Below are 1,522 nucleotides of genomic sequence, written 5' to 3'. Positions count from 1 at the left end.
CCCCCCATCGATTAAAACGATTATAGGTGGTACAGGAATATCAACCTGTTATCCATCGCCTACGCCTGTCGGCCTCAGCTTAGGACCCGACTAACCCAGAGCGGACGAGCCTTCCTCTGGAAACCTTAGTCAATCGGTGGACGGGATTCTCACCCGTCTTTCGCTACTCACACCGGCATTCTCACTTCTAAGCGCTCCACATGTCCTTGCGATCATGCTTCAACGCCCTTAGAACGCTCTCCTACCATTGTCCAAAGGACAATCCACAGCTTCGGTAATATGTTTAGCCCCGGTACATTTTCGGCGCAGTGTCACTCGACTAGTGAGCTATTACGCACTCTTTAAATGATGGCTGCTTCTAAGCCAACATCCTAGTTGTCTGGGCAACGCCACATCCTTTTCCACTTAACATATATTTTGGGACCTTAGCTGGTGGTCTGGGCTGTTTCCCTTTCGAACACGGACCTTATCACCCATGTTCTGACTCCCAAGTTAAATTAATTGGCATTCGGAGTTTGTCTGAATTCGGTAACCCGAGAGGGGCCCCTCGTCCAAACAGTGCTCTACCTCCAATAATCATCACTTGAGGCTAGCCCTAAAGCTATTTCGGAGAGAACCAGCTATCTCCAAGTTCGATTGGAATTTCTCCGCTACCCACAGTTCATCCGCTCACTTTTCAACGTAAGTCGGTTCGGTCCTCCATTCAGTGTTACCTGAACTTCAACCTGACCATGGGTAGATCACCTGGTTTCGGGTCTACGACCAAATACTACACGCCCTATTCAGACTCGCTTTCGCTACGGCTCCACATTTTCTGCTTAACCTTGCATCAGATCGTAACTCGCCGGTTCATTCTACAAAAGGCACGCCATCACCCATTAACGGGCTCTGACTACTTGTAAGCACACGGTTTCAAGTTCTCTTTCACTCCCCTTCCGGGGTACTTTTCACCTTTCCCTCACGGTACTGGTTCACTATCGGTCACTAGAGAGTATTTAGCCTTAGGAGATGGTCCTCCCAGATTCCGACGGAATTTCACGTGCTCCGTCGTACTCAGGATCCACTCAAGAGAGAATATATTTTCAACTACAGGATTATTACCTTCTTTGATTCAACTTTCCAGATGATTCGTTTAATATATTCCTTTGTAACTCCGTATAGAGTGTCCTACAACCCCAATAAGCAAGCTTATTGGTTTGGGCTCTTCCCGTTTCGCTCGCCGCTACTCAGGGAATCGAATTTTCTTTCTCTTCCTCCGGGTACTAAGATGTTTCAGTTCTCCGGGTCTGCCTTCTGACAAGCTATGAATTCACTTGTCGATAACACAACATAACTTGTGTTGGGTTACCCCATTCGGAAATCTCTGGATCAACGCTTACTTACAGCTACCCAAAGCATATCGTCGTTAGTAACGTCCTTCATCGGCTTCTAGTGCCAAGGCATTCACCGTGCGCCCTTAATAACTTAATCTAATATAGTTATTAATCTGTGAGTGTTCTTTCGAACACTAGCGATTATTTTT

The 1,522-nt window shown here is 46.8% G+C and carries 1 rRNA gene; it reads right to left on the bottom strand.

Annotation, left to right across the window (positions count from 1 at the left end):
* A 23S ribosomal RNA gene (locus tag HMPREF2953_RS00195) occupies positions 1-1,470 on the bottom strand; the annotation flags it as partial.
* Positions 1,471-1,522 lie beyond the last annotated feature (52 nt).

It is taken from the genome of Staphylococcus sp. HMSC072E01, assembly GCF_001814125.1.
Classification (GTDB): domain Bacteria; phylum Bacillota; class Bacilli; order Staphylococcales; family Staphylococcaceae; genus Staphylococcus; species Staphylococcus hominis.
Note: the sequence above shows the minus strand (reverse complement) of the source record. Positions and strands in the feature narration are given on the sequence as shown.